This is a genomic window from Pseudomonas sp. Pseusp88, assembly GCF_047303955.1.
Lineage (GTDB): Bacteria > Pseudomonadota > Gammaproteobacteria > Pseudomonadales > Pseudomonadaceae > Aquipseudomonas.
In genome coordinates this window covers 31,883-56,958 of sequence record NZ_JBGLYM010000009.1, presented here as the reverse complement: position 1 = coordinate 56,958, position 25,076 = coordinate 31,883, and the positions used below count along the sequence as shown (strand labels likewise).

Below are 25,076 nucleotides of genomic sequence, written 5' to 3'. Positions count from 1 at the left end.
TCTTCAACTGGCTTTGACGACGATGGCCGTAATGTTGTCGGGGGCGCCGCGGGTCAGGCCCAGGTGCACCAGGCTGCGCACCACCGTGTAAGGGTCGGCGTGACACAGCACATCGCGGATTTCATGATCTTCAGCGGTCTTGTTCAGACCATCGCTGCATAACAGGTAGCTGTCGCCGGGCAGGATCTGCAGCGCGGCAATGGACAACTGCAACTGGTCTTCGACGCCAATGGCGCGGGTGACGATATTGGCCCGCGGATGAACACGGGCCTGCGCCTCACTCAGCAGGCCACTGTCCTGCAGGTCCTGGACGTAGCTGTGATCCCGGGAAATGCTTTCCAGCACGCCTTCACGCAGGCGATACAGGCGGCTGTCCCCGGCCCACAGGCAGATACCCTGGTCTTCGCGCACCGCCAGCAACACCACGGTGCTGCCCATCAGGCTGACGCCGCGATAGCGGGTTTCGTCGCGCACCGCCGTGTTGACCTCTTCAAGACGGCTGCGCAAGGCACTGACGTAGATATCCAGGGTCGAGCCCGGCGCAATACCGCGCAGGGTGTCGACGATCAGGCTGCTGACGTAATCCCCCGCCGCATGCCCGCCCATGCCATCAGCCACGACCCACAGGCCGTCGCGGGGCAGTTCCAGGCAAGCGTCTTCGTTGATCTGCCGGACCATGCCGACATGGCTGTAGCTGGCGGAGCGATAGGCAATGGCGACCATTTAGCTCGACGCCTCCTGACCCAGCAGAAAGCTGCCGAACGCACTGGCAGCAGGCAGCCCGGTACAGCGCATCAGGCCCGGCTCGATGGCTTCGGAACCCTTGCCCCACCACAGGCTGACACCTTCGCAGGCCTGGGCGGCCAGTGCGGCGTGGCGCGCCTGCGGGGTGGTCACGGCAATGCGCTGCAAACCGGCGAACCGGGCGACCGGCACGGACGATGCCGTGGGCAGATCGGTCAGATTTTGTACCGCCTGCTCGAACGTCTCGAAAACGGTATCCGGTTCAAGACTGGCCAGCAGCAACGCTTCCACCTGCTCGAACCAGTCATCAGCGCCACCGACCACGGCACTGATGTCCTGATCAGGCGCAAGCAGGCGCGCAACGGTCAGCGGGAAGTAACGCCCGACCCGGTCGATGCTCGGCATCAGTACACCGGTCACCGCGTCCGGCCCGCATACGCCGGGGGCCAGGGCGAAGCGCCACAGCGGGCTGATCAGATAGGCATCGAGCCAGGCACCACCGAGCTGCTGCTGACTGGCGTGCATGCCCGCTGCCAGCCAGGCATCCCAAGGCTGGATAAAACTCTGCGGCAGGCCCCGGCTGACGAAGTCGCCACGGCTGGCCAATTTGCCGTAGAAGCCGGGCGTCGTCATAACCGCTCCGGCAGGCTGAAGCCACGCAATACGCGGCTCTTGAACGGGTTGAAAGCACTGCCAGCGCGCAACTCGTAGGAAATGCTCGCGCTGTCGACGCGCAAACGCAGGTTGAACAGGTCAGGCCCATTGCCCGCCACCAGCTCCGACTGGTCAAGCAGGCGGAACCAGGCCCAGGGACCATCCAGGGTCAAGCCGGAACGGCCATTGGCCAATGGCGGTGTGATCGACAGGCGCACCACGCCAATGCTGCCGGGGTTGGGCCATTGCATGGCGACGGCGCGGCTCGGGCCGTGGTCATAACTGATCTGCTGGCCATCGAGTTCGAGCAGGAACTGGGTTATCGAGGCGTCCATGGCCACCGGCTTGAGTTCGAAACGCACCAGCGGCTGCGGGCTGCCAGCACGGAAGAACGCATCACGAATCGCCGCCGCGCGCTGGAAGGTCTGCAACACGCTCGCATTGATCCCCAGCTTCTGCGCAGCACCGGCCTGCCAGCGCCAGGTGGTAGCGGAGGTGTCAACGTACTGTTGCAGGTATTTGTTGAAGTAGCTGTCCATCACCCCGCCGACGCTGAAGAATCGGGCGAAGTCATCCAGGGTGGCGTCCCGCGCGCTGCCCGGCGTCAACGGGTAGCGACCACTGAGGGACTGGCGATAGACGTTGACCACATCAGTGGTCCAGGCCGCGCTCAGTTGATTGCGCACCCCGCCCATCATGGTGCCGGTGGTGGAGTTGACCACCGACTTGACCAGGCCTCGCACGACCGCTGGCTGGCGATCAGCATTGGTGCTGACCCGTTGCGCAGTGGCGCTGACCTGATTCTTCGCTTCGCCAAGCAAGGCGTCGCCGCTGGCTCCGACCATGGCACTGACCTGCACATACAGGGCGTTCATGTCCGCCAGCAGCCCGTCGATGGCCGCCGGTTCGCCCTCACCCTTGTTGACCAGCGCATTGAGTTCGGCGAAGTGGGCGGTGATCGGATCATCACTGACCACGGGCGCGCTGTTGTTGCTCGCCTGCTCCTGACCAAGCAGGGCGCCCAGGTGCTGCTTGAGCTGATCGACACTGCCATCGACCTTGGCGCCCTGGGCCGCGAGGAGTTTGTCTTCCTGTTGCAGGTCGGTTTCCCTGGCGACTGCAACCAACAGTTTTTTCAGCGGCGAGGTCGGCCCGGAAATCACCCGCAACACATCGGCGGCCTGGGCCACACTGGTGATCGGCACGAAGTCGATATCGGCAAGCAAGGCATCCCACTGGCGCAGGTAATCCTGGAAATACAGGCGGCGCACATCGGCGGCGAGGCTGACTGCGTTCTGCTGCTCGGCCTGATCGCGGCCCAATACCCATTGCTCTTCGGCCAGCGTGCCGGCCTGGCTCAGACTGGTGGCGAGAAAGGCCTGGCGATAACCCTTGGCGGTAAAGAAGCCACTGAGAGGATCACCCAACGGCTTGCCGCTCTTGCGGGTAAATACCAACGCTGCATCACGCCCGGCGGCTTCGCTGATGCGAAAGTCACTGACGCCCTCGGGCAGCTTGTGCCGTTTGACCCGGTCGTAGACCCGCTGCGCTACAGGCAGTTGCTGCAACTGACGGCGCAGGTCATCGATCAGGCGCTGATCCAGGCGCGCATTGGGCGGCTGTTTGTCGAACAGCGCCTGCAAGTGCGCAGTCAGGGCCTGATGCTGATCGGGCGGCAGGTCGCGAGGCAGGGTCTGGTCCCAGTCGAGAGTGATCCAGGCCTTGATGAAGTCAGCGTCGTAATGCTCGCTGTCGGCCAGCATCAGGTAGGCCTTCAAGCCTTCATAGAGATAGTCTGAGCTGCCGCCGCTGTGCAGTTGCTCTTCGATGCGGGTCAGCAGGCGCGGGGCGAATACGGCAATCAGCAACTTGCGATAGACACTGGCCGACTCGGCTTCGAGCATGTCGCCCTGATACAACCCCAGACCCTGGGACCAGCTCGGCGGATCCCCGGCCAGTTGGCGCACGGCGTTGAGCAACGGCAGTACCGCCACCACGTCGCGCATGGCCGGGCTGAGGTTCTGGACGTTCTGCGCCAGCGGCGCGACCTTGTGATCGACCTGGGCGATATAAGCCTCGTTGGCGCGATAACTGACCAGCCACAGGGTGCCGACCACCAGTACCAACGCTACGGTCGCGGCCAGTACACCACGGGCAATCCATTTGCGCCGCCGTTCGACCTTGGGATCGACGCCCATCAGCCCCTGCTCGGCAAAGGCCACGGAGGTGAACAGTTTTTCGATGAAATAGCTGCGGCCGGTGCCGCTCTGCCGAGCCAGGTGCTGACGGTCCAGGCTCATGCTCTGGGCCATGGCGCCGATCAGACGGTCGATCGGGCTGCCTTCCTGGGTGCCGCTGGTGAGGTACACGCCGCGCAGCAGAGTGCGCTCTTCATAGGCGTTGGGCTTGAACACGCCATCAAGGAAGCTTTGCAGCGAGGCTTTCAGGGCGCCGAACTGCTGGGGGAAGCCGTAGATCAAGTCGCGGCGTGCCGGATCGCGCTCCTGTTGCAGGCGCTCCACCAGACGCTCGTTGAGGCGTTGTTCGAGGGCGTCGAACTCTCTGGGGAAGTCCGCCAGAGGCCCGGCGGCGCTCTTGCCGTCGTCCAGGGCGAAGGTCATGCCCCAGACTTGCGCGCGCTCCTCTTTGCTCAGGGCGTCGTAGAACTCCATGAAGCCTGGCACCAGATCAAGCTTGGTGAGCATCACGTAGATCGGGAAGCGCACGCCCAACTGGGTGTGCAGCTCCTGAATCCGCGCGCGAATCGCGGCGGCGTGGGCCGCGCGTTCGGCATCAGTGCCCAGCAGCAGGTCCGACAGGCTGATGGCGATAAAGGCACCATCGATAGGACGGCGTGCACGCTGGGTTTTCAACAGGTCGAGGAAGCCCAGCCAGGCGGCTTTGTCGACCTGGGCATGACTGTCCTGAGTGGTGTAGCGCCCGGCGGTATCGAGCAGGACGGCTTCGTCGGTAAACCACCAGTCGCAATTGCGCGTACCGCCCACGCCACGAATCGCCCCGGCGCCCATTTGCCCGGCCAGGGGGAAATGCAGGCCGGAATTGACCAGTGCCGTGGTCTTGCCCGAACCCGGCGGGCCGATGATCACGTACCACGGCAGCTCGTACAGATTGCGTTTATTGTCGCCGCCCAGCCGCGCCTTCTTCAGCAACGCCAGGGCTTCGTCCATGCGCTGGCGCAGGGTTGCCAGCTCTTCGGCAGTGGCAACGCTGGCAGGGTCCGGCGCGGTCTCGGCGGCCAGGCCTTCGAGGACTTTATTGGCGTGACGACGCGCCTGGATAAGGCGGAACACGCGGTAGCCGATCCATATCGCGAACAGCAGGATAATCAGCGCCCAGCGCCGCCCTTCCGGCACCAGCGCGCTGAACAGCGGGCCGAGGAACCAGATGATCAGGCTCAGGGCGATCAGGCCCAGTACGGGGATGACCCAGCGAATGACAAAACCGAAAAACGCCTTCACTCGACCCCCTCCGCCAATACAGTGATTTCAACCCGACGATTCTTCGCCCGGCCTTCGGCAGTCGCGTTGGACGCCAGCGGCTCGGTGTCGCTGCGCCCTTCGGCAGTGAAGCGCTGGGGCTGGCCAGTTTTCGCCGCGAGAATTTGCAGGACCTGTTCGGCGCGGGCCTGGGACAGCGCCCAGTTCGACGGAAACCGGATCGTGGCAATGGGACGGTTGTCGCTATGACCGGTAACCCGCACCGAGCCCTTGACCTTGCGGATGGCGTCGGCGATGCGCAGCATCAAGGGCTGGAAGTCGTCGACGATGCTGGCGCTGCCGGAGGAGAACAGCTCGTCGCCGCGAATGGTCACGATGGAACGGTCCACGGCGTCTTCCACCGCGACCTTGTTGGCCTTGATGTCGTCGGCCAGGAAACCGGCCAGGCGTGGGCGCTCGACCACCTTGGGCGCAATGGCCGGACGGTCGATGGTCTGCACCGGGATTTCGCCCAGGGCATGGATGTTCTTGAACACCGGCTCGGCGTCGGCGGCCAGCAGCATGCGCAAGCCAACCAACAGCATCAGCAGCAGGGCCAGACCAATGGCCAGGCCGACCCATGGCGGCATGAACTGGGTCAGGCGGTCACGGGCCAGGGTCAGGCCGCGCCAATGCGGCGACAGCTCGCGTTCGTGTTCGCCACGGGCGGTACGAATCGCCGCGGCAGTGCGCTCACGCAGGGCTTCCAGGTGGCTGCGGCCATTATTCATGACCCGGTAACGGCCCTCGAAACCCAGGCAGATGCACAGGTACAGCAACTCCATCAGGTACAGGCGTTCGCGGGGGCTTTGCAGGCAGTGATCAAGCAACTGGAAGACTTTCTCGCCGCCCCAGGACTCGTTGTGCACGGTGATCAGCAGGCTCTGCTTGCCCCACTCACTGCTGCTGCCCCATGGCGTACTCAGCACCGCTTCATCGAGGGCGGTGCAGAGGACGTAACGCGCCAGCAGCACGTCGTTACGAACGATGCCTGCCGCTTCGGCGCGCTCTTCGAACTGACGCAAGTAAGCCAACAGCTGCGCCCGCAGGCTGGCCGGAGCCGGATGGGCGATGGTGTTGCGCAGGCGTGTAAGCAAGGCCAGCAAAGGCCCGGCCGCATTTTCCAGAGGGTTGAGCCCCTGGCCCTGGCCGCTCGCCAGAGGCGCGGCAGCCACGACCGGTGGCGCCTGTTCCGGGCGCTCACCGGCAGGCTGGGGTCCACGGCCACCGGGGCGCGGCATGAATTGGGTGCGGTCGCCACCAGAGGCGAACGGGTTCGACTGATCGTCGTCGGGACTCATCGCGGCTTATCCTCGAATCGCCCAGAAGGCCATGTTCAACCCCGGGAATTCACCCGCGACGTGGAAGGCAAAGCCGCCGGACTTCTGCAGGTTCTGCCACTGTTCGCTGCCGCGATCCAGTTCGTAGTAGGTAGAGCCGGCATGGAACGGAATCTGCCGGGGCGCCACCGGCAACGGCACAAGGCCGATGCCTGGCAGTTGCAGGTTGACCATGTCGCGGATGTGCTCGACCGAACCGACCTTGCTCTGTTGGCCGAAGCGTCCGCGCAAGGTTTCGCCGGGCATATCGGCCCGTACCACCAGGATGAAACTGGCGCTGTCCAGCAGGCTGCGGTCGGCCAGCATGCCGACGCGGATATTGAAGGCCTTCTCGACCAGCGGAATCGGCGTCGCCTTGCTGTCGATCACCATGGCCAGCGCTTCGCGCAGGGCCTGCATCACCGGGGTGAAACTGACTATCAAGTCGTCGTGCTGATAGCGCGGAAATTCCAGCGGGCGGCGCCCGTCGCGGGAAAAGGTGGCGAACTCACCGGCCAGGCTGACCAGTTCGCTGTAGAAGCGCTCCGGATGCAGCGGCGTTAGCTGATTCAGGTGGCTGATCAAGGGCTGGGCGCGGTTGACCAGTTGCAGCAGCATGAAGTCGGCGATTTCCGAAGCGCCCCCCGCTCCCGATGCGACCACACGCCCGGCCAGTGCTTCGCCACGCTGATGCAGCAGGCCGAGCAGCTCGCTGCGAAACGCCGTGAGAGTCTGGCTGGCGCTGACATCCAGCAGCGGCGGGATATAGCGCTCATCGAGGATCAGTGCACGGTCGGCGCGCTTTTCCTTGATCCGCACCACGCCCACGCTGGCGTAATCGCTGAGGCCGTCCTGGGCGGTCAGCAGGCGCAAGGCCCGGGCACCAATGGCCACCGGCGCACGGTTTTCAAAAGGCGCGTTGTCGTCGCGCACTTCGCGAATCTGGCTGACGTAGCGCGCCGCGCCGACTTCCTCGCCTTCATCGACCGTATCCCGGGCACCGGCACGCTTGAGCGGCAGGGCCAGATAGACCAGACCATCGCGCAGGCTGTCATCGATGCTCAACGGGCTGGGCGCCAGATCGTCCTGGGGAATATTGAACGGTGTGCCATCGGGCAGCAGGCCCCGCGCCGACACGATCGCCAGCTTGCCTTGAGCCAGCAGGCCCTGATCCAGCGACAGCTCGGAAAAACCCCAGGCCCCCGCCGACAGCGGACGGCTGCGTGCGTCGATGAGGTTTTCCAGATAACGGTCGTGCTGCTGGAAGTGCTGAGTTCCGATGAACATGCCTTCCGACCAGACCACGCGATTGTTCCAGGACATGACTTCTCCGTGTGCCTATTGGGCGGGGGTTGGGGTGCTTTGCAGGGCGCGCACATCAAGGCTGATCGTGTACTCGGTGGTCTGGCGCGGCAGCACGCTGATCACCGTGCGCCAGCGCGCCTGATCGATCTCGCGGTAGCCCACCACCAGCCCCAGTTGCCGGGTCGCCGGGGTCAGAGTGCGGCGGATATCCAGGCTCTGACCGGGACGTATCAGCACTTCGTCCTGATCGAGCAGATCGACGCCGAGGGTGGCCTGGGCGCGATCGGCCAGGGCGAAATAGTCGGCGCGGCTGAAAGTCGCGCTGTTCTTGAGTTCATACAGACGCACCCGCACCGGCGCGGCCTGACCGTCCGCCCCGGGGTTGAGCCCGGCCACGGCCTGGAAATGCAGGGTGATGGTGGCGCTGTCCGGCTCTGCAGGCGGCGGTGCTTCAGCGGCAGGCTTGTCCTTGCCGCAGGCGCTCAGCAGTACGGCAAGCAACACCGGGTAGAAAACACGTTGAATCATACTGAGCCTCAATGGCATGTCGAAACGGTCCCTGGGGGTCAAGTGCGGCGCAACCGGGCACTGTGTTCTTCGTAGGCGCGGCTGAATTCACGGCCGAACAGGTCCTGGAAATCGTCCTCGGCCTCACTGGAAATCTGCGAATACAACGCGGTGAATTGCTGCCAGTACTGGGCCTGCCGCGAGCCGCCGAACAGGTTCGACAGACCACCGGGCTTGCCCATGCGCGCCTCCAGCGCCGCAGGTTCGAAGCGCTTGAGCAGGTGCTTGATGGCCGCCTCGACCCCGGCCATCACCGCCAACTGGTGCGCGCGCAGGTCATCGAAGCTGTCCTTGATCGCCTGATCCGGGGCCATGAACGCCTGGTTGGCGTGGCGCAACAGCAACAGCAGTGCTTCGTCGGCATTGGGTGCGAACTTCAGCGGGTTGTTCTCCACGGGGCGGATCAAGGTCTGCTGCATACGGAACTCGCCCTTGAGGCTGCTGCGGGCACGCAGGACGTCGATCAGACCCTCGACCATCAACCGGTAACTGCGGCCGATGGCTTCCATCTGCGCTTCGGCCTGGGCGTGATCGATACGCAATTGATCAAGCCCGGCACCCCGCAGGAAGGCTTGCAGCAACTCGGGACGTGCCGCGTCGGTGGGCGGCGCCACCGGTGCCACGGGAGGCGCTGCAATCGGCGGCTCGGGCGGTGTCACAACGGGCGGCGCAACGGGCGGAAAAGTCAGTGGCTCGACGCTCGGCGGCGCCATTACCACAGGCTCCATGGGCGTAGCGGGTTTGCCCAGGTCAACCGATGGCGCAGGCAGGTCGGACAGCAGGTCCCAGTCATCCGGAATCAGCATCGGCGCGGCGGGCGGTGTGACTGCCGCAGGTGCAGCTACGGGCGGCGCAGGAATGAATGGCGTGGGCGGGCGAAAATCATGCTGCTCGGCAGGCACATGGTCCGGCTGGGTCGGCGGCGGTACAGCAGAAGGCGTCAGAAAATCGAAGAGATCGGGCATCGTCGCATTGGCCGATCCGCCCTGGAAATGAGCCGTCGGGGGGATCACCGGCGCAACGACGACTGGCGTACTCGCGCGGCCCATCAGCGCTTCGAAACTGTTGGCGTTATCGGCACCAGCAACAGCGGATTCGGTCACTTGCAGATTGAAGTCGATACGCGCCTGGATTTCATATTCGCCAATACGGATAACTTCGCCGTCCTGCAAGGGTTCGCTGTTACCGCGACGCAAGCGAATACCGGCACGTAATAGCTCAACGCCATTAGTGCTGGTATCGGTCAGATAGTAACGGCCATCTTTATATTGGATAACGCAATGTTTAGCGGAAACTAAGCGCTCAGGATCAGGCAATACCCAGTCATTTTCTTGACTGCGGCCAATTGCCATCACACCATTATCCATTGATTTCTCTGGACATTGGCCGGGCGTAATCTTGTGATAACTAGTGATAGTCAAACACAGCGCCATTGCGCCTCCTTGCTTACATTGCGCATGGTCTACAGGGCAGAAATTCCGCACTGTCCAGACCCGGCGCCCGTTTGCATAAACGCCACTTATACAACTTGTTTTCCCGGCCAACTGGCTGAAAATGCGCGGATTTAACCACACTTATGTGAATTTCATACCGTTGTTGACCGTTCGGTCGCGTAACCTGTTAGCTGCGTCACAACTGTTACCGGGGCCGAGAGCTTACCTTGACAAGGCCGAACGACTAAACCAAAAATGCGATACTCAGTTACATCGGTGATGCCACACTGACATCAACCAAAAACGTTCGTTCCAAAAAAAGTAAAAATTTTCCCACCCGAACTTTATCGGGTATTAGCTGACCAACACGCAGGCTATTGAGACCGACGATAAGGAGATCTGAGTTGGTGGACGTGTCGTTGTTGCTTGCCCCTGTTTCCGGGAACTTGCCCTGTGGCGAGGATCTGGAATATGACGCGGATTTCTTGCAGTTGGAGCGCGACGCCCGAGGTAAGCCGGAACGCTCCATGGGCGATTCGATACAGGCTGCCGAACCTCCGCAATGGCGCGTGATAGAGCAATCCAGTAGTGCCCTCCTGCAACGCAGCAAAGACCTGCGCATCACCCATTTCCTTTTGCAAAGCGCCCTGGCCCAGGACGGTTTCACCGGCCTCGCCAGCAGCCTGACCCTGATCCGCGAACTGCTTGCCAGCTATTGGGCCGATATCTACCCCCAGCTAGACGCCGATGACGACAACGACCCCACTGTGCGGGTCAACGCGCTCGCCGGCCTGGCTTGTGACACCAATGTGCGCCTGCTGCGCGAAAGCATCCTGACCCGCTCCCGGGCGTTCGGTCCGGTCAGCCTTCGCGCTGCGCTCAATGCCAGTGGCATGCAGAGCTTCAGCGATGAGTCCCTGGGCGCCGATACATTGCGCGCCGCCCTGCAGGACAGCGACGCGGAGCATCTGGCAGCTGTCAGCGCTGCCATTCACGAAGCCCGCGAATCCGCCGAAGCCATCGAGCGCTTCGTCAACGAGCAGGTCGGATCCGCCCAGGGCGTCGATCTCACCGCGTTGAAACAACCTCTGCGCCAGGCCCTGCACATCCTCGGTGAATACGCCCCTGGCAGCGAGACCGCCGTCACAGAATCCAGCGAAACCGGGGGTGCGGCAGAACTTTCCGCTCCCGCCGAGGCTCCCAAGCCTGCCCGTAGCTCCGGACCCGTTGTGTCTGGAGAAATCAGCAACCGCGATGACGTCACTCAGAGCCTCGACCGCCTGCTGGCGTATTACGCCCGCCACGAGCCCTCCAGCCCGCTCCCGGTGCTGTTGAATCGGGCCCGGCAACTGGTCCAGGCGGACTTTGCCACCATCGTGCGCAACCTGATTCCCGACGGCATGTCGCAATTCGAAAACTTGCGCGGTCCTGACGCTGACTGACCCGCAAGGCGGGCTCAGGCAAGGATCACGCACCCCGTTACCGGCAAAGACCGATGACGCCAATACCGTCGCAAGCAGCGACCAGGAGGAGCAACGTGGCGAACAGCAGTTCTCAGAAATTCATCGCGCGCAACCGTGCGCCACGGGTCCAGATCGAGTACGACGTGGAGCTGTACGGTGCCGAGAAAAAGGTCCAGTTGCCCTTCGTCATGGGCGTTCTGGCCGATCTCGCCGGCAAGCCTGCCGAGCCGCTACCCGCCGTGGCTGACCGCAAGTTCCTGGAAGTGGACGTCGACAACTTCGACTCGCGCCTTAAGGCCATGAAGCCGCGCGTAGCGTTCAACGTGCCCAACGAGCTGACCGGCGAAGGCAACCTGAGCCTGGATATCACCTTCGAAAGCATGGATGACTTCAGCCCTGCCGCCGTGGCGCGCAAGGTCGACTCGCTGAATCAGTTGCTCGAAGCCCGTACCCAGCTGGCCAATCTGCTGACCTACATGGACGGCAAGACCGGCGCCGAAGAAATCATCATGAAGGCGATCAAGGACCCCGCGTTGCTGCAGGCCCTGGCCAGTGCGCCAAAGCCCAAAGATGCCGAGCCGAACGCTTAAGGACAAACGATCATGACCGAGTTGCAGCGCGACAATCAGGCGTCCCTGGGCGCCACCGAACAGACCAGCGAATTCGCGTCCCTGCTGATGCAGGAATTCAAGCCCAAGACCGAGCGCGCCCGCGAAGCGGTCGAGACCGCCGTGCGCACCCTGGCCGAGCAGGCCCTGGCGCAGACCAGTCTGGTCTCCAACGATGCGATCAAGTCCATCGAATCGATCATCGCAGCCATCGACGCCAAGCTCACCGCCCAAGTCAATCAGGTGATCCATCACCCGCAGTTCCAGGAGCTGGAAAGCGCCTGGCGTGGCCTGCACTACCTGGTCAACAACACCGAAAGCGATGAGCAGCTGAAGATTCGCGTGCTGAACATTTCCAAGCCGGAACTGCACAAGACCCTGAAGAAATTCAAGGGCACCGCCTGGGACCAGAGCCCGATCTTCAAGAAGATGTACGAAGAGGAATACGGCCAGTTCGGCGGCGAACCTTACGGCTGCCTGGTTGGCGACTACTACTTCGACCAGTCGCCACCGGATGTCGAGCTGCTGGGCGAGCTGTCCAAGGTCTGCGCGGCCATGCACGCGCCCTTCATCTCCGCGGCCTCGCCGACGGTGATGGGCATGGGTTCGTGGCAGGAACTGTCCAACCCGCGTGACCTGACCAAGATCTTTACCACCCCGGAATACGCTGGCTGGCGCACCCTGCGCGAGTCCGAGGATGCGCGCTACATCGGCCTGACCATGCCGCGCTTCCTGGCCCGCCTGCCATACGGTGCCAAGACCGATCCGGTGGAAGCCTTCGCCTTCGAAGAAGACACCGACGGTGCCGACAGCGCCAAGTACACCTGGGCCAACGCGGCCTACGCCATGGCGGTGAACATCAACCGCTCGTTCAAACACTACGGCTGGTGCTCGCGGATTCGCGGCATCGAGTCCGGTGGCGAAGTGCAGAACCTGCCTGCCCACACCTTCCCGACCGATGACGGCGGCGTGGACATGAAGTGCCCGACCGAGATCGCCATCTCCGACCGTCGTGAAGCAGAGCTGGCCAAGAACGGCTTCATGCCGCTGCTGCACAAGAAAAACACCGACTTCGCCGCGTTCATCGGCGCCCAGTCGCTGCAGAAACCCGCCGAATACGACGACCCGGACGCCACCGCCAACGCCAACCTGGCCGCGCGCCTGCCGTACCTGTTCGCGACTTGCCGTTTCGCTCACTACCTCAAGTGCATCGTGCGCGACAAGATCGGCTCGTTCAAAGAGAAGGACGAAATGCAGCGCTGGTTGCAGGACTGGATCCTCAACTACGTCGACGGCGACCCGGCCCACTCCACCGAAACCACCAAGGCCGAGCACCCGCTGGCAGCCGCCGAAGTGGTGGTCGAGGACGTGGAAGGCAACCCTGGCTACTACACCTCGAAGTTCTTCCTGCGCCCGCACTACCAGCTGGAAGGTCTGACCGTGTCGCTGCGCCTGGTTTCCAAGCTGCCTTCGGCGAAGAGCGCCTGACCCTCGGGTCAGGCTGATCTGTAGGAGCGAGTTTTGTGGGAGCGAAACTTGTGGGAGCGAATTCATTCGCGAAAGCTACATCGTCTGTACCGCCCTCTTCGCGGATGAATCCGCTCCCACAAGTTTCGCTCCCACGGATCCCTCATAGAGAGGGGCGGTGCGTTTCAACCCAATTGCATCTCTGAAAAATAAACGTAGTGGCCCATGCCACATCAGGAGAGAACATGGCTGTCGATATTTTTATCAAGATCGGTGACATCAAGGGCGAGTCCCAGGACAAGGCCCACAAGGACGAAATCGACGTACTGAACTGGAGCTGGGGCATGAGCCAGTCCGGCAACATGCACGTCGGCAGCGGTGGCGGTGCGGGCAAGGTCGAGATTCGCGACCTGTCGATCACCAAGTACGTCGACAAGGCCTCGCCGAACCTGATGATGCATTGCAGCAGCGGCAAGCACATCGACAAGGTCAAGTTGACCGTGCGCAAGGCCGGTGGCGAAAGCCAGGTCGAGTATCTGATCATCAACCTCGAAGAAGTCATGGTCACGTCCCTGAGCACCGGCGGTTCGGGCAGCGATGATCGCCTGACCGAAAACGTCACCCTGAACTTCGCCCAGGTACTGGTCGACTACCAGCCGCAGAAAGCAGACGGCACCAAGGAAGGCGGCCCGGTCAAATACGGCTGGAACATCCGCTCCAATACCAAGCGCTAAGCCTGTGCAGACACGCCCGCCGAAACCGGCGGGCGTGTCTGCAAACCCGACTTCCACCGCAGGATGCCTGAAGTATGGCCAAACCGTCGTTTATCAATTTGTGGAACAGCTACCCTGCCTATCCCTCGGCCACGCCAGCGTGTGACGGCCCTTGGGAAAACCAGTGCGCGATCCGCATGAGCATCGCCCTGTGCGGCGAGCACACCCTTCCAGTCAATTCGTCCACCTATAGCGAGCCTCGTTGTGCCCACGGTCACGCTCGCGGAGCGGAATCCCTGGCCAACTGGCTGTGGAAGAAACACCAGATCGGCCCGCCGAAGATCTATACAAACAGCACGGCAGATCGCAATACGTTGCTGAACAAGACCGGCATCATCTTTTTCAAGGACTTCTACATGCAGTCCAGCGATGCACCGGGCAGGCCAAGTGGCGACCACATTGACTTGTGGAATCGCGGCCAGACCAAGAGCGGCGATTATTTCCACAGGGCCAAGGCCATCTGGTTCTGGGAACTGACGTAATGAACAAATTTCTGTTGTTCACCTTGAGCCTGTTCAGCCTTACGGCCTGTGCAGCACAACAGCCCGCCACGGCGAACGGCCTGACCCAGGCAACTTTCGCCGGGCAGCAGGTCAACCTGATCGATGATCAGGGCCGCTGTACACTGACTCGTCCTGGTAATCCTCCATTAACGTTGGATATGAAGTGGCCTTGCCGCTTCAGCGAGGACCGACAGCAGAAAGTTCGGATAGAAAACTTTCATAAGACACAAATCATCATGGTTGAGCGCAGCGAACACCTGCCCGCTCCCAGCAAAGACTGTGCGACGGATCTGCAACCGATTCGTTACTTCAAGGGCAAGCTAGAGGCCGCACCCGTCAGTCAGATCGCTGCGTGCGGTCCCGGCTCTTGGGATCAGAAAGCTTACATCTGGCAGTTCGACTGGTGAGTAACTTCACCCTGCGCGAACGTCTGCAACCGTCCCTATTCGGCGCAGAGCTCCCATGCCTATTCGTATTAGACCTACAGCCACGCAGGCTTGATGCATGATCAGTACCTTGCGCGAAACCACACTATTTACTGGCCTGCTATTCAGCCTCAACGTATGCGCTGGATCACAAATCCCGCCACCTGTTGTTGCGCTGACGGAGGTAAAAATGAACAGTCAAGCCCTCAAGCTGATTGATGCTCAGGGTCAGTGCGCGGTGCTCAAACCAGATAACACGCAATTGGCGCTGGGCATGGAGTGGCCTTGCCAATTCAGCCAAAACCGAAAAGGCTTGCCACGCGTAGAAATGTTCAACTCCGTGCCTATCGTGGTCGTTTTTCACAACGCACCGGCGTCGGCTCCAAATATCAATTGCTTGCAAACAGCTCAAGCCGTTCGCCTGCGTGATGGTGCGCTTGAAACCTCAAGCGTTAGTCAACATGCCATGTGCTCGACTGGCCACGATCAAAAAATGTTCGTAGGCATGTTCCGTTGGTAACCGACCTGACCTCCCGTGAACGCCTGCAACCGTCGCTCCTCGACCGGTTGACCGACGACGAGCCCGGTAATCTGCAGGAAGGCAGCGACAAGCGCGTGCTGTCCCTGAGCCAACTCAAGGCCTCGGTGTTGCGCGACCTGACCTGGTTGCTCAACACCACCTCCCTGCTCGACGCCGATGACACACTCAATACCCCCGCAGGCACCTCGGTGGTCAATTACGGCTTGCCTGCCCTGGCGGGCAACAGCGCGTCGAGCATCGATATCAATGCCCTGGAAACCCTGATCCATCGCGCCATCGCTACCTTCGAGCCGCGTATCCTGCGCCACACGCTGCGTGTGCGGGCACGGGTGGCGCCGGGAGAGATGAACCACAATGCCCTGAGTTTCGAGATCGAAGGTGATCTGTGGGCGCAGCCGGTGGCCCTGCCGCTGTTGCTGCGCACCGATCTGGACCTGGAATCCGGACATGTGCAGGTCGTGCCTGCCGAGCAACGGAGGCGCTCATGAATCCGCGCCTGCTGGAGCTGTACAACCAGGAACTGCAACACGTGCGCGAAAGCGCCGCCGAGTTTGCCAAGGAATACCCGAAGATTGCCGGGCGCCTGACCCTGTCGGGGCTGGATTGTGCCGACCCCTACGTGGAACGCCTGCTGGAAGGCTTCGCCTACCTGACGGCGCGGGTGCAGCTCAAGCTCGACGCTGAATACCCGACTTTCACCCATAACCTGCTGGAAATCGCCTACCCGCACTATCTGGCGCCCACGCCGTCGATGACCGTGGTACAGATGCACGCCGATACCGACGAAGGCTCCCTGAGCAGCGGCTTTACCCTGCCCCGTGACAGCGTGTTGCGCGCGACCCTGGGCCGCGACTCCCAAACCTCCTGCGAGTACCGCACTGCGCACCCGGTGACGCTGTGGCCGCTGAAGGTCAGCCAGGCCGAGTACTTCGGCAACCCCGCCGCCGTGCTCGGCCGTCTTGGCGCCAGCGAACCCAAGGCCAAGGCCGGCTTGCGCATCATCCTGCGCACCGGCGCCGAGCTGCCGTTCAGTACTCTGAGCCTGGACAGCCTGCCGTTCTACCTCAGTGGCAACGACGAACAGCCTTTCCGTTTGTACGAGCAACTGCTCGGCAACGCCTGTGCGGTATTTGCCCGCCAGCCGGGCAGCGACTGGGTCGAGCGCCTGCCCCAGGACGCCTTGCGCGCCTGCGGTTTCGATGACCGCGAAGCGGCGTTGCCGGTAGTGCCGCAAGCCTTTCAGGGCTATCGCCTGCTACAGGAATACTTCGCCCTGCCCCAACGTTTTCTGTTCGTCGAATTCGCCGGGCTGTCCCGAGCGGTGCAGCGTTGCTCCGGTCAGGAGCTGGAACTGATCGTGCTGTTCGAACGCTTCGAGCAAAGCCTGGAAAGCAGCGTCGGCGCTGCGCAGTTCCTGCCTTTCTGTACGCCGGCGATCAATCTGTTCCCGCGCCGGGTCGACCGCATTCACCTGAGCGAACGGGTCAACGAGCATCATGTGATTGCCGACCGCACCCGGCCGATGGACTTCGAGATTCACTCCCTGACCGGCATCACCGGCCACGGTACCGGCGCGGACCAACCCTTCCTGCCGTTCTATGCAGTACGCGACCCGTCCCGTTACGGGCACGACAAGGCGTATTACACCTTGCGCCGCGAGCCGCGCGTGCTGTCCAGCGAACAACGCCGCACCGGTACACGCTCGACTTATGTCGGCAGCGAAACCTTTGTCAGCCTGGTGGACAGCCAGCAGGCGCCGTACCGCCACGACCTGCGTCAGTTGGGCGTCAGCGCGCTGTGTACCAATCGCGATCTGCCGCTGTTCATGAACGTCGGCGGCGGCAACACGGATTTCACCCTGGCCGACAGTGCGCCGGTGTCCTCGGTGCGTTGCGTCGCCGGGCCGAGCCGACCGCGAGCCAGCCATGCCCATGACAACAAGGCCTGGCGCCTGATCAGCCAGCTGTCGCTGAATTATCTGTCCCTGAGCGAACAGGGCCAGGGCGCGGCGGCCCTGCGTGAACTGCTGCGCCTGTACGGCGACAGTCACGATCCGGCCCTGCAACTGCAGATAGAAGGCCTGCGCGAAGTCAGCAGCAAACCGTGCACGCGACGCCTGCCGATGCCCGGCCCGATCGTATTTGGCCGGGGCCTGGAAATCACTCTGGAATTCGACGAAAACGCTTTCCGTGGCACCGGAGTGTTCCTCCTGGGTGCCGTGTTCGAGCGTTTCCTGACACGTTATGTGTCGATCAACAGCTTTACCGAGACGGTGATACGTACCACCGAACGCGGCGAGATCATGCGATGGAAAGCCAAGCCCGGACGCCGTCCGACCCTGTAGACACATTGATGGCCATGCAGGATCAGCCCTGGGAATACGACTTCTTCCAGGCGTTGCGCCGTATCGAGTGCGAATCGCCAGAGCTGCCGCGCCTGGGCCATTCACTGCGTCTGAGCGACGACCCGCTGCGTCTCGGCCAGCAGCCGGACTGCGCCTTCGCCCCTTCGACACTGGCCTCGATGACGCCTGCCGAAGACGACAAACCGGCGCGCCTGGAACAGTTCTTTTTCGGTCTCGGCGGCCCCAACGGCCCGCTGCCGCTGCATATCACCGAGTACGTACGCGACCGCCAGCGCAACAACGCCGACACCACCAGCAAGCGTTTTCTCGATGTCTTCCACCATCGCCTGCTGAGCCTGTTCTACCGGGCCTGGGCCGAAGCGCGGCCGACCGTCAGCCACGACCGTCCGGATGACGATTACTGGTCGGCACGCCTGGCCGCCCTGAGCGGGCGCGGCATGCCCAGCCTGCTCCAGCACGGCGTGATTGCCGATACCGCCAAGCTGCATTACAGCGGCCATCTGGCGGCGCAGACCCGCTATCCGGACGGCCTGCGCGCCATCCTTGGCCATTACTTTGGCCTGCCGGTGGAAATCGAAGAATACGTCGGCCAATGGCTTGAGCTGCCGGAGCGCAGCCGGGTCGGGCGCGTGGCCCATCAACTGGGCGTCGATTTTTGCCTGGGCAGCCATGTCTGGGATCGCCAGCACAAATTCCGCATTCGCATCGGCCCGCTCAAGCTTGACGACTACATGGGCCTGCTGCCCGACGGCGAGCCGTTCATGGAGCTGGTGGCGTGGGTCGCCGAGTACCTGGGCCACGAATTGGACTGGGACCTGAACCTGGTCCTGAAACAAACTGAAGTACCAAAATTCCAACTCAACGGGCGCCAACGACTGGGTTTCAATACCTGGTTGGGGCAGCCCGCTCACGATGCCAAGGATCTGATTCTGGCCAGGCATTATGCCGACCAGAGTACGGCCGGCCAAACCAGATCGGCCACATCAGCCACACCTTCAAGGAGTCATGCACATGGGTGAAATCAGTCGCGCCGCGTTGTTCGGCAAACTCAACAGCGTGGCCTACAAAGCCATCGAAGCGGCCACGGTGTTCTGCAAACTGCGGGGCAATCCCTATGTCGAACTGGCCCACTGGTTTCATCAATTGCTGCAATTGCAGGACTCGGACCTGCATCGCATCATCCGCCAGTTCGACATCGAGCCCGCGCGCCTGGCCCGGGACCTGACCGAAGCGCTGGACCGCCTGCCTCGCGGCTCAACCTCGATCACCGACCTGTCTTCCCATGTCGAAGAGGCCGTGGAGCGTGGTTGGGTCTACGGCAGCCTGATGTTTGGTGAAAGCCAGGTGCGTACCGGCTACCTGCTGCTCGGCATTCTCAAGACCCCGAGCCTGCGCAACGCGCTGATCGGATTGTCGGCGGAGTTCAACAAGGTCAAGGTCGAAGCCCTCAGCGAGCGTTTCGACGAATACGTCGGCGACTCGCCGGAGAACGCCCTGGGTGCAAGCGACGGTTTCAACGCCGGTGCCGTGCCCGGCGAAGCCAGCGGTGCCATGGCCCCCAGTGCCATGGGCAAGCAGGAAGCCCTCAAGCGCTTCACCGTGGACCTCACCGAACAGGCGCGCAGCGGCAAGCTTGACCCTATCGTCGGGCGTGACGAGGAAATTCGCCAACTGGTGGATATCCTCATGCGCCGTCGCCAGAACAACCCGATCCTGACCGGTGAAGCCGGTGTCGGCAAAACCGCCGTGGTCGAAGGCTTCGCCCTGCGCATCGTCGCCGGGGATGTGCCGCCAGCCTTGAAAGACGTCGAACTGCGCAGCCTGGATGTCGGCCTTTTACAGGCCGGCGCGAGCATGAAAGGCGAATTCGAACAGCGTCTGCGCCAGGTCATCGAAGACGTCCAGGCCTCGCCCAAGCCAATCATTCTGTTCATCGACGAAGCCCATACCCTGGTCGGTGCCGGTGGCGCAGCCGGGACCGGTGACGCCGCCAACCTGCTCAAACCCGCACTGGCCCGTGGCACCCTGCGCACCGTCGCCGCCACCACCTGGGCCGAGTACAAGAAGCACATCGAAAAAGACCCGGCCCTGACCCGACGCTTCCAGGTCGTGCAGGTCGCCGAACCGTCCGAAGAAAAAGCCCTGCTGATGATGCGCGGCGTGGCGTCGACCATGGAACAGCATCACAAGGTACAGGTCCTCGACGAAGCGCTGGAAGCTTCGGTGAAGCTGTCGCACCGCTACATTCCGGCGCGCCAGTTGCCGGACAAATCCGTCAGCCTGCTGGACACCGCCTGCGCCCGCGTAGCTATCAGCTTGCATGCCGTCCCCGCCGAAGTGGACGACAGCCGTCGGCGTATCGAAGCACTGGAAACCGAGCTGCAAATCATCGCCCGGGAAGACGCCATCGGCATCGATATCGGTGCCCGTCGTAACAACAGCGAAGCGCTGCTGAGCACCGAGCGTGATCGCCTGATCGATCTGGAAAGCCGCTGGGCCGAGGAACGCATCCTGGTGGACGAACTGCTCGACGTACGCGCGCAACTGCGTGAAAGCGCCGGGGTGGTGGACACTGATGCCGATGCCGGGCAAAACCAGGAACTACGCACCCGATTGGTGGACCTGCAAACCCGCCTGAGCGCCCTGCAGGGCGAATCGCCGCTGATCCTGCCGACCGTGGATTATCAGGCCGTGGCGTCGGTCGTCGCCGACTGGACCGGAATTCCGGTCGGCCGCATGGCACGCAATGAACTGGAAACCGTGCTCAAGCTCGATCAGCACCTGATGAAACGCATCATCGGCCAGGACCATGCCCTGCAGATGATTGCCAAGCGTATCCAGACCTCCCGCGCGGGCCTGGATAACCCGAACAAGCCGATTGGCGTGTTCATGCTCGCGGGCACCTCTGGCGTCGGCAAGACCGAAACCGCCCTGGCCCTGGCCGAAGCCATGTATGGCGGCGAGCAGAACGTCATAACCATCAATATGAGCGAGTTCCAGGAAGCCCATACCGTCTCCACCCTCAAGGGCGCGCCACCGGGTTATGTCGGTTATGGCGAAGGCGGCGTGCTGACTGAAGCGGTGCGGCGCAAACCCTATAGCGTGGTGCTGCTCGACGAGGTGGAAAAAGCCCACCCGGACGTGCATGAAATCTTCTTCCAGGTGTTCGACAAGGGCGTGATGGAGGATGGCGAAGGCCGGGTGATCGACTTCAAGAACACCCTGATCCTGCTGACCACCAACGCTGGCACCGAGCTGATTTCCCAACTGTGTCAGGACGCCCACAACGTGCCTGACCCCGAGGTCATCGCCAAGGCCCTGCGCCAACCGCTGCTGGACATCTTCCCGCCGGCCCTGCTCGGCCGCCTGGTGACGATCCCCTATTACCCGCTCAGCGACACCATGCTCAAGGCCATCACCCGCCTGCAACTGGATCGCATCAAGAAGCGTGTGGAAAGCACCCACAAAGTGGCCTTCGACTACGACGACGCCGTGCTCGACCTGATCGTCTCGCGCTGCACCGAAACCGAAAGCGGCGGGCGGATGATCGACACCCTGCTGACCAACACACTGCTGCCGGACATGAGCCGCGAATTCCTCACCCGCATGCTCGAAGGCAAGGCCATGGCCAGCGTGCGCATCGGTGAACAGAACGGCGAGTTTCATTATCAGTTTGCTGATACGCCTTGAGACGCGCATGAGGGAATAAACGGGGGTGAATTCAATGGGCATTAACTGTGGGAGCGAATTCATTCGCGAAGAGGCCTGTGCAATCAATGCATTTGCATCGCGTGAAATACTGCCTTCGCGAATGAATTCGCTCCCACAGAGTTCGCTTCCACAATTCGCTCCCACTGATCACCGAGCAATTTAACGGACCCCCCATGGCCTTCACCCAATCCACCCGCCAGACCAAGATAACCAGCCCCCTCGGCCCGGATGTCCTGCTGCTTAAGTCCATGACCGGCCACGACGAGCTGGGGCGGCTGTTTGAGTACAACCTGCAACTGACGTCCGCCAACGGCGCCATCGATCTCAACCAGTTGCTGGGCAAGCCCATGAGCCTGTCGCTGAAGCGGGCCGATGGCAGTGAGCGTTATTTCCACGGCCTGGTTGCCCGCTGCAGCCAGGGCGTCAATCGCGGTCAGTTCGCCAGTTATCAAGCGACGTTGCGGCCATGGCTATGGCTGCTGAGCCGCACCTCGGATTGTCGGATTTTCCAGAATCTGACCATTCCACAGATCATCAAGCAGGTGTTCCGCGACCTGGGCTTTTCCGACTTCGAGGAGTCCCTGAGCCGCCCTTATCGCGAGTGGGAATACTGCGTGCAGTACCGCGAGACCAGCTTCGCCTTCGTCAGCCGTCTGATGGAGCAGGAAGGCATCTATTACTACTTCCGCCACGAGCAGGACCGTCACGTACTGGTGCTGGCCGATGCCTACGGCGCCCATCACAGCGCTCCCGGCTACGCCTCGGTGCCGTATTTCCCGCCCGATGAACAGCAACGCGAGCGCGACCATATCGATAACTGGCAGCTGGACCAGCAGGTGCTGCCCGGCTCTCTTGAGCTCAACGATTACGACTTCCAGCGCCCCTCGGCGCGGATCAACGTGCGTTCAGCCATGCCGCGCCCACACAGCGCTGCCGATTATCCGCTCTACGATTACCCCGGCATCTACGTGCAAAGCGAAGATGGCGAGCACTATGCCCGCACGCAAATCGAAGCACTGCACAGCGAGCATGAACGCGTGGCACTGAGTGGTAATGCACGGGGCATTGGCGCCGGCCATCTGTTCAGCATGACCGGCTTCGGTCGCGAGGATCAGAACCGCGAATACCTGATCGTACGCGCCGACTACAGCCTCACCCAGGAGTCCCTGGAAACCGGTGATGACGGCAGCGGCGCGCAGTTCAACAGCGCGCTGAGCTGCATCGACGCGCAACAAAGCTTTCGCCCTCAACCCAGTACCTCGCGCCCCATCGTCCAGGGTCCGCAGACAGCATTGGTGGTCGGCCCCAAAGGCGAGGAAATCTGGACCGATCAGTTCGGCCGGGTCAAGGTGCATTTCCATTGGGACCGCCACGACCAGTCCAACGAAAACAGCTCGTGCTGGATTCGCGTATCACAAGCCTGGGCGGGCAAGAACTGGGGCTCGATGCAGATCCCGCGCATCGGCCAGGAAGTCATCGTCAGCTTCCTCGAAGGCGACCCTGACCGGCCGATCATCACCGGTCGCGTCTACAACGCCGAACAAACCGTGCCTTACGATCTTCCCGCCAATGCGACCCAGAGCGGCATGAAAAGCCGTTCGAGCAAAGGCGGCAGCCCGGCGAATTTCAACGAGATTCGCATGGAGGACAAGAAAGGCGCCGAGCAGCTGTATATCCACGCCGAGCGCAATCAGGACATCGTGGTCGAGGTGGATGAAAGTCATTCGGTGGGGCATGACCGGCACAAGAGCGTCGGTCACAACGAAATCGTGACCATCGGCGAAGACCGTGTGCGGGCGGTGCAATGCAATGACGTGTTGCAGGTTGGCGGCACCAAGAGCGACAGCGTCAGCACTCAATACCTGATCGAAGCGGGCGCCCAGATCCGTCTGGTCTGCGGCCAGAGCGTGCTGGAAATGAACGCCGGCGGCGAGATCAACATCTCCGGCACTTCGTTCAAAATCTATGCGAGCGGTAAGGGCGATATCGACACGGGCGGCCGCCTGGATCTCAACTCCGGCGGCGCCGGTAAAGTGGATGCCAAGGGCAAGGGGATCAAGGCCACGATTGACGCGGCAGTGAAGGCATTTTTTGCGCAGAAGCCTAAATCGTGAGTGGTAAGGGGCCGACTCGGCTCTCTCGCCGCACTTCGGTTTAGGCTAAAACATGGACGCACAAGCCGCCGCCCGGTTCGGCGACGAGATTGCGCACGGCTTCGGCCTGGCGGCGATGGTTGCCGGGGCCGTCGCAGGCGCCTTGATCGGTGCCGCCGTGATTGCCGCAACCGCAGCTACGGGCGGGCTCGCGGCCGTCATCCTGGCCGGTTCGGTGGCGGCGGGCGGCCTGTCGATGTTTCAGGTGGTCAAAGGCCTTACCACCATTTTCAATCTGCCCGAGCCCACGTCCGGGCTGCTGATACGGGGCAGCCTCGACGTCTATATCAACGGCCGTAATGCCATGCGCGCCGGGGCGGACGTTTCCGCCGTCTGCTCGGGCATGCCCTGCAATCATCCAACCTGGCCGCTGCCGTTGATTGCCGAAGGCAGCGCCACGGTCTACATCAATGGAAAGCCGGCGGCGCGTCTGCACAGCAAAATGATTTGCGGCGCCCATATCAAAAGCGGCAGCCCGAATACCTTTATCGGTGGCCCGACCATCCGGGTGGCGTTTGTACTGGATATAGAGGACTGGGTGCATACCGGCCTGGAAGCCCTGGGTTTGCTGGCAGCCGGTGGCGCGCTCATTCTGGCGGCCATGGCCGGCGCCGCTGCATTCTTCGGCGCCCTGGCGATGGGCGGGGTCATGTATGCCGGCATGGAGTTGCTGGGTGACCTGGGTGATCGCCTGGGGCCGGGCTACCGCGACTTGATTCAGGGCGTTGCCGGGATGGCTTTGCTGGGCATGGGACCTAAACTCGCCCGCCTGCCCCTGACCGCCGAGCAGCGCACCATGCTGGCTCGTGAGCGCCAGCAACAGATGCTGACGGACAATGTCGGCTTCAACGTAAGCCCGACGTCATGGGACAAATATCCGACCATTGGCCGCTACGGCAGTTATATTTCCGATAACAAAGGCGTCGCCGATGTCATCGGTGATTTTTCAGGGCAGTCGAAAATAACCATAACCAGCGCAAAGGCGGCCAAACTGGAGCGCGCTTTTGGTCTGGAGGATGGCTCCTTGCAAAGCGGATTCAAGATCAGGCAAGTCGATAATATTGCCGATCGTCTGCCGAGGAGCCCCATGGAGGGCAATCAATACTTCCTCGGGCCGGGTAAACATTTGCCGGGCGGTGCGCCGGAGATGGTAGTCGAGTCCCTTCCCACGACAGATGGCGGAGGCGTTAAAACATTGGCAGAGGTATTTGTAGTTGATTAAAGAAGAACTCAAGGCATTCGTGGAGAAGGCCGACGACGACGCCATTCGCCTCAAGGTGATTGATCACAGCCTGGATGCGGCCCTGGCAACCCTAGGCTTTGTTGCCGGGCCCGGTGATGACGTGCTGAGCCGGGATGTTGCGGACGATGCCGAGAAGGCGCGGATCTTCGATGCGCTTCGCCCGTTGGGCGTGGCCTTCTCGGATGGCAAGGAGTGGTGCCCGGCGGAAGTCTTTGAGTACCTGCGTGACCAAGGCTTGTTGAGCGGCAAGTTCGTCAGGATTTCATGGCGCCAACCGGGCCAGTTTCATCTGGTTGACGTCTGAA

Annotated in this window: 21 protein-coding genes; 14 read left to right on the top strand and 7 right to left on the bottom strand. The window is 62.2% G+C overall.

All coding sequences use genetic code 11. From position 1 onward, the window contains the following. Window positions 1–3 precede the first annotated feature (3 nt). From ACCD02_RS14060 to tagH, 7 genes are read right to left on the bottom strand one after another with little or no spacing between them, the layout of a single operon-like run. The gene (locus ACCD02_RS14060) at window positions 4–723 is read right to left on the bottom strand and encodes a PP2C family protein-serine/threonine phosphatase (RefSeq protein WP_413302614.1); all 720 of its coding nucleotides are present in this window, start codon (window positions 721–723) and stop codon (window positions 4–6) included. After that, the gene (gene tagF / locus ACCD02_RS14055; protein WP_413302612.1) at window positions 724–1,377 is read right to left on the bottom strand and encodes a type VI secretion system-associated protein TagF; all 654 of its coding nucleotides are present in this window, start codon (window positions 1,375–1,377) and stop codon (window positions 724–726) included. It lies immediately after the preceding gene. Beyond that, on the bottom strand, window positions 1,374–4,877 hold the full coding sequence (gene tssM, locus ACCD02_RS14050; RefSeq protein WP_413302609.1) for a type VI secretion system membrane subunit TssM: 3,504 nt from the start codon (window positions 4,875–4,877) through the stop codon (window positions 1,374–1,376). The genes tagF and tssM overlap by 4 nt, the downstream gene beginning before the upstream one ends. Beyond that, the gene (locus tag ACCD02_RS14045; protein ID WP_413302606.1) at window positions 4,874–6,196 is read right to left on the bottom strand and encodes a DotU family type VI secretion system protein; all 1,323 of its coding nucleotides are present in this window, start codon (window positions 6,194–6,196) and stop codon (window positions 4,874–4,876) included. Before ACCD02_RS14045 ends, tssM begins: the two co-directional genes overlap by 4 nt. Before the next feature lie 6 nt (window positions 6,197–6,202). After that, complete coding sequence (tssK, locus tag ACCD02_RS14040) at window positions 6,203–7,537, bottom strand: type VI secretion system baseplate subunit TssK (RefSeq protein ID WP_413302603.1); 1,335 nt, start codon at window positions 7,535–7,537, stop codon at window positions 6,203–6,205. Between the two features lie 15 nt (window positions 7,538–7,552). After that, the gene (gene tssJ / locus ACCD02_RS14035; RefSeq protein WP_413302600.1) at window positions 7,553–8,047 is read right to left on the bottom strand and encodes a type VI secretion system lipoprotein TssJ; all 495 of its coding nucleotides are present in this window, start codon (window positions 8,045–8,047) and stop codon (window positions 7,553–7,555) included. 38 nt (window positions 8,048–8,085) lie between these two features. Continuing rightward, window positions 8,086–9,519 (bottom strand): type VI secretion system-associated FHA domain protein TagH, encoded by a 1,434-nt coding sequence (gene tagH, locus ACCD02_RS14030; RefSeq protein WP_413302598.1) that lies wholly within the window; start codon window positions 9,517–9,519, stop codon window positions 8,086–8,088. Between the two features lie 407 nt (window positions 9,520–9,926). Between tagH and tssA the strand changes: the two genes are divergently transcribed. From tssA to ACCD02_RS13960, 14 genes are all read left to right on the top strand, one after another. Continuing rightward, window positions 9,927–10,961 carry a type VI secretion system protein TssA gene (tssA, locus tag ACCD02_RS14025; protein ID WP_413302596.1) on the top strand — a complete coding sequence of 345 codons (1,035 nt, stop codon included), beginning with the start codon at window positions 9,927–9,929 and terminating at the stop codon, window positions 10,959–10,961. A gap of 95 nt (window positions 10,962–11,056) precedes the next feature. Continuing rightward, window positions 11,057–11,572: a type VI secretion system contractile sheath small subunit gene (gene tssB, locus ACCD02_RS14020; protein ID WP_413302593.1), complete on the top strand. Its 516-nt coding sequence runs from the start codon at window positions 11,057–11,059 to the stop codon at window positions 11,570–11,572. Window positions 11,573–11,584: 12 nt separating this feature from the next. Continuing rightward, window positions 11,585–13,078, top strand: a complete 1,494-nt coding sequence (gene tssC / locus ACCD02_RS14015; protein WP_413302590.1) for a type VI secretion system contractile sheath large subunit — start codon at window positions 11,585–11,587, stop codon at window positions 13,076–13,078. Window positions 13,079–13,302: 224 nt separating this feature from the next. Further along, window positions 13,303–13,791: an Hcp family type VI secretion system effector gene (locus ACCD02_RS14010; protein ID WP_413302588.1), complete on the top strand. Its 489-nt coding sequence runs from the start codon at window positions 13,303–13,305 to the stop codon at window positions 13,789–13,791. Between the two features lie 74 nt (window positions 13,792–13,865). Further along, complete coding sequence (locus tag ACCD02_RS14005) at window positions 13,866–14,312, top strand: type VI secretion system amidase effector protein Tae4 (protein WP_413302586.1); 447 nt, start codon at window positions 13,866–13,868, stop codon at window positions 14,310–14,312. After that, complete coding sequence (locus tag ACCD02_RS14000; RefSeq protein WP_413302583.1) at window positions 14,312–14,740, top strand: hypothetical protein; 429 nt, start codon at window positions 14,312–14,314, stop codon at window positions 14,738–14,740. Before ACCD02_RS14005 ends, ACCD02_RS14000 begins: the two co-directional genes overlap by 1 nt. Window positions 14,741–14,837: 97 nt before the next feature. Continuing rightward, on the top strand, window positions 14,838–15,278 hold the full coding sequence (locus tag ACCD02_RS13995; RefSeq protein WP_413302581.1) for a hypothetical protein: 441 nt from the start codon (window positions 14,838–14,840) through the stop codon (window positions 15,276–15,278). After that, window positions 15,272–15,787, top strand: coding sequence for a type VI secretion system baseplate subunit TssE (tssE, locus tag ACCD02_RS13990; protein ID WP_413302579.1), 516 nt, complete (start codon window positions 15,272–15,274; stop codon window positions 15,785–15,787). Before ACCD02_RS13995 ends, tssE begins: the two co-directional genes overlap by 7 nt. Beyond that, window positions 15,784–17,643, top strand: a complete 1,860-nt coding sequence (gene tssF / locus ACCD02_RS13985) for a type VI secretion system baseplate subunit TssF (protein WP_413302576.1) — start codon at window positions 15,784–15,786, stop codon at window positions 17,641–17,643. Before tssE ends, tssF begins: the two co-directional genes overlap by 4 nt. Further along, on the top strand, window positions 17,607–18,683 hold the full coding sequence (tssG, locus tag ACCD02_RS13980) for a type VI secretion system baseplate subunit TssG (protein ID WP_413302573.1): 1,077 nt from the start codon (window positions 17,607–17,609) through the stop codon (window positions 18,681–18,683). The genes tssF and tssG overlap by 37 nt, the downstream gene beginning before the upstream one ends. Beyond that, entirely contained in the window at window positions 18,676–21,354 is a 2,679-nt protein-coding gene (gene tssH / locus ACCD02_RS13975) for a type VI secretion system ATPase TssH (RefSeq protein ID WP_413302570.1), read from the top strand. Before tssG ends, tssH begins: the two co-directional genes overlap by 8 nt. 194 nt (window positions 21,355–21,548) lie before the next feature. Next, window positions 21,549–23,489: a type VI secretion system Vgr family protein gene (locus tag ACCD02_RS13970; RefSeq protein ID WP_413302567.1), complete on the top strand. Its 1,941-nt coding sequence runs from the start codon at window positions 21,549–21,551 to the stop codon at window positions 23,487–23,489. A gap of 52 nt (window positions 23,490–23,541) precedes the next feature. Beyond that, the gene (locus tag ACCD02_RS13965) at window positions 23,542–24,750 is read left to right on the top strand and encodes a PAAR domain-containing protein (RefSeq protein WP_413302565.1); all 1,209 of its coding nucleotides are present in this window, start codon (window positions 23,542–23,544) and stop codon (window positions 24,748–24,750) included. Continuing rightward, window positions 24,743–25,075, top strand: coding sequence for a hypothetical protein (locus ACCD02_RS13960; protein ID WP_413302562.1), 333 nt, complete (start codon window positions 24,743–24,745; stop codon window positions 25,073–25,075). Before ACCD02_RS13965 ends, ACCD02_RS13960 begins: the two co-directional genes overlap by 8 nt. Window position 25,076: the final 1 nt, after the last annotated feature.

Bases quoted from the DNA above. Each gene is read 5' to 3' on its own strand.
- ACCD02_RS14005 (WP_413302586.1), top strand. From the start codon at position 13,866: ATGGCCAAACCGTCGTTTATCAATTTGTGGAACAGCTACCCTGCCTAT.
- tssC (WP_413302590.1), top strand. From the start codon at position 11,585: ATGACCGAGTTGCAGCGCGACAATCAGGCGTCCCTGGGCGCCACCGAA.
- tssG (WP_413302573.1), top strand. From the start codon at position 17,607: ATGGAAAGCCAAGCCCGGACGCCGTCCGACCCTGTAGACACATTGATG.
- ACCD02_RS13965 (WP_413302565.1), top strand. From the start codon at position 23,542: ATGGACGCACAAGCCGCCGCCCGGTTCGGCGACGAGATTGCGCACGGC.
- ACCD02_RS13970 (WP_413302567.1), top strand. From the start codon at position 21,549: ATGGCCTTCACCCAATCCACCCGCCAGACCAAGATAACCAGCCCCCTC.
- tssH (WP_413302570.1), top strand. From the start codon at position 18,676: ATGGGTGAAATCAGTCGCGCCGCGTTGTTCGGCAAACTCAACAGCGTG.
- tssF (WP_413302576.1), top strand. From the start codon at position 15,784: ATGAATCCGCGCCTGCTGGAGCTGTACAACCAGGAACTGCAACACGTG.
- ACCD02_RS14045 (WP_413302606.1), bottom strand. From the start codon at position 6,196: ATGAGTCCCGACGACGATCAGTCGAACCCGTTCGCCTCTGGTGGCGAC.
- tssJ (WP_413302600.1), bottom strand. From the start codon at position 8,047: ATGATTCAACGTGTTTTCTACCCGGTGTTGCTTGCCGTACTGCTGAGC.
- ACCD02_RS14060 (WP_413302614.1), bottom strand. From the start codon at position 723: ATGGTCGCCATTGCCTATCGCTCCGCCAGCTACAGCCATGTCGGCATG.
- ACCD02_RS14000 (WP_413302583.1), top strand. From the start codon at position 14,312: ATGAACAAATTTCTGTTGTTCACCTTGAGCCTGTTCAGCCTTACGGCC.
- ACCD02_RS14010 (WP_413302588.1), top strand. From the start codon at position 13,303: ATGGCTGTCGATATTTTTATCAAGATCGGTGACATCAAGGGCGAGTCC.
- tagH (WP_413302598.1), bottom strand. From the start codon at position 9,519: ATGGCGCTGTGTTTGACTATCACTAGTTATCACAAGATTACGCCCGGC.
- tagF (WP_413302612.1), bottom strand. From the start codon at position 1,377: ATGACGACGCCCGGCTTCTACGGCAAATTGGCCAGCCGTGGCGACTTC.
- tssK (WP_413302603.1), bottom strand. From the start codon at position 7,537: ATGTCCTGGAACAATCGCGTGGTCTGGTCGGAAGGCATGTTCATCGGA.
- ACCD02_RS13995 (WP_413302581.1), top strand. From the start codon at position 14,838: ATGATCAGTACCTTGCGCGAAACCACACTATTTACTGGCCTGCTATTC.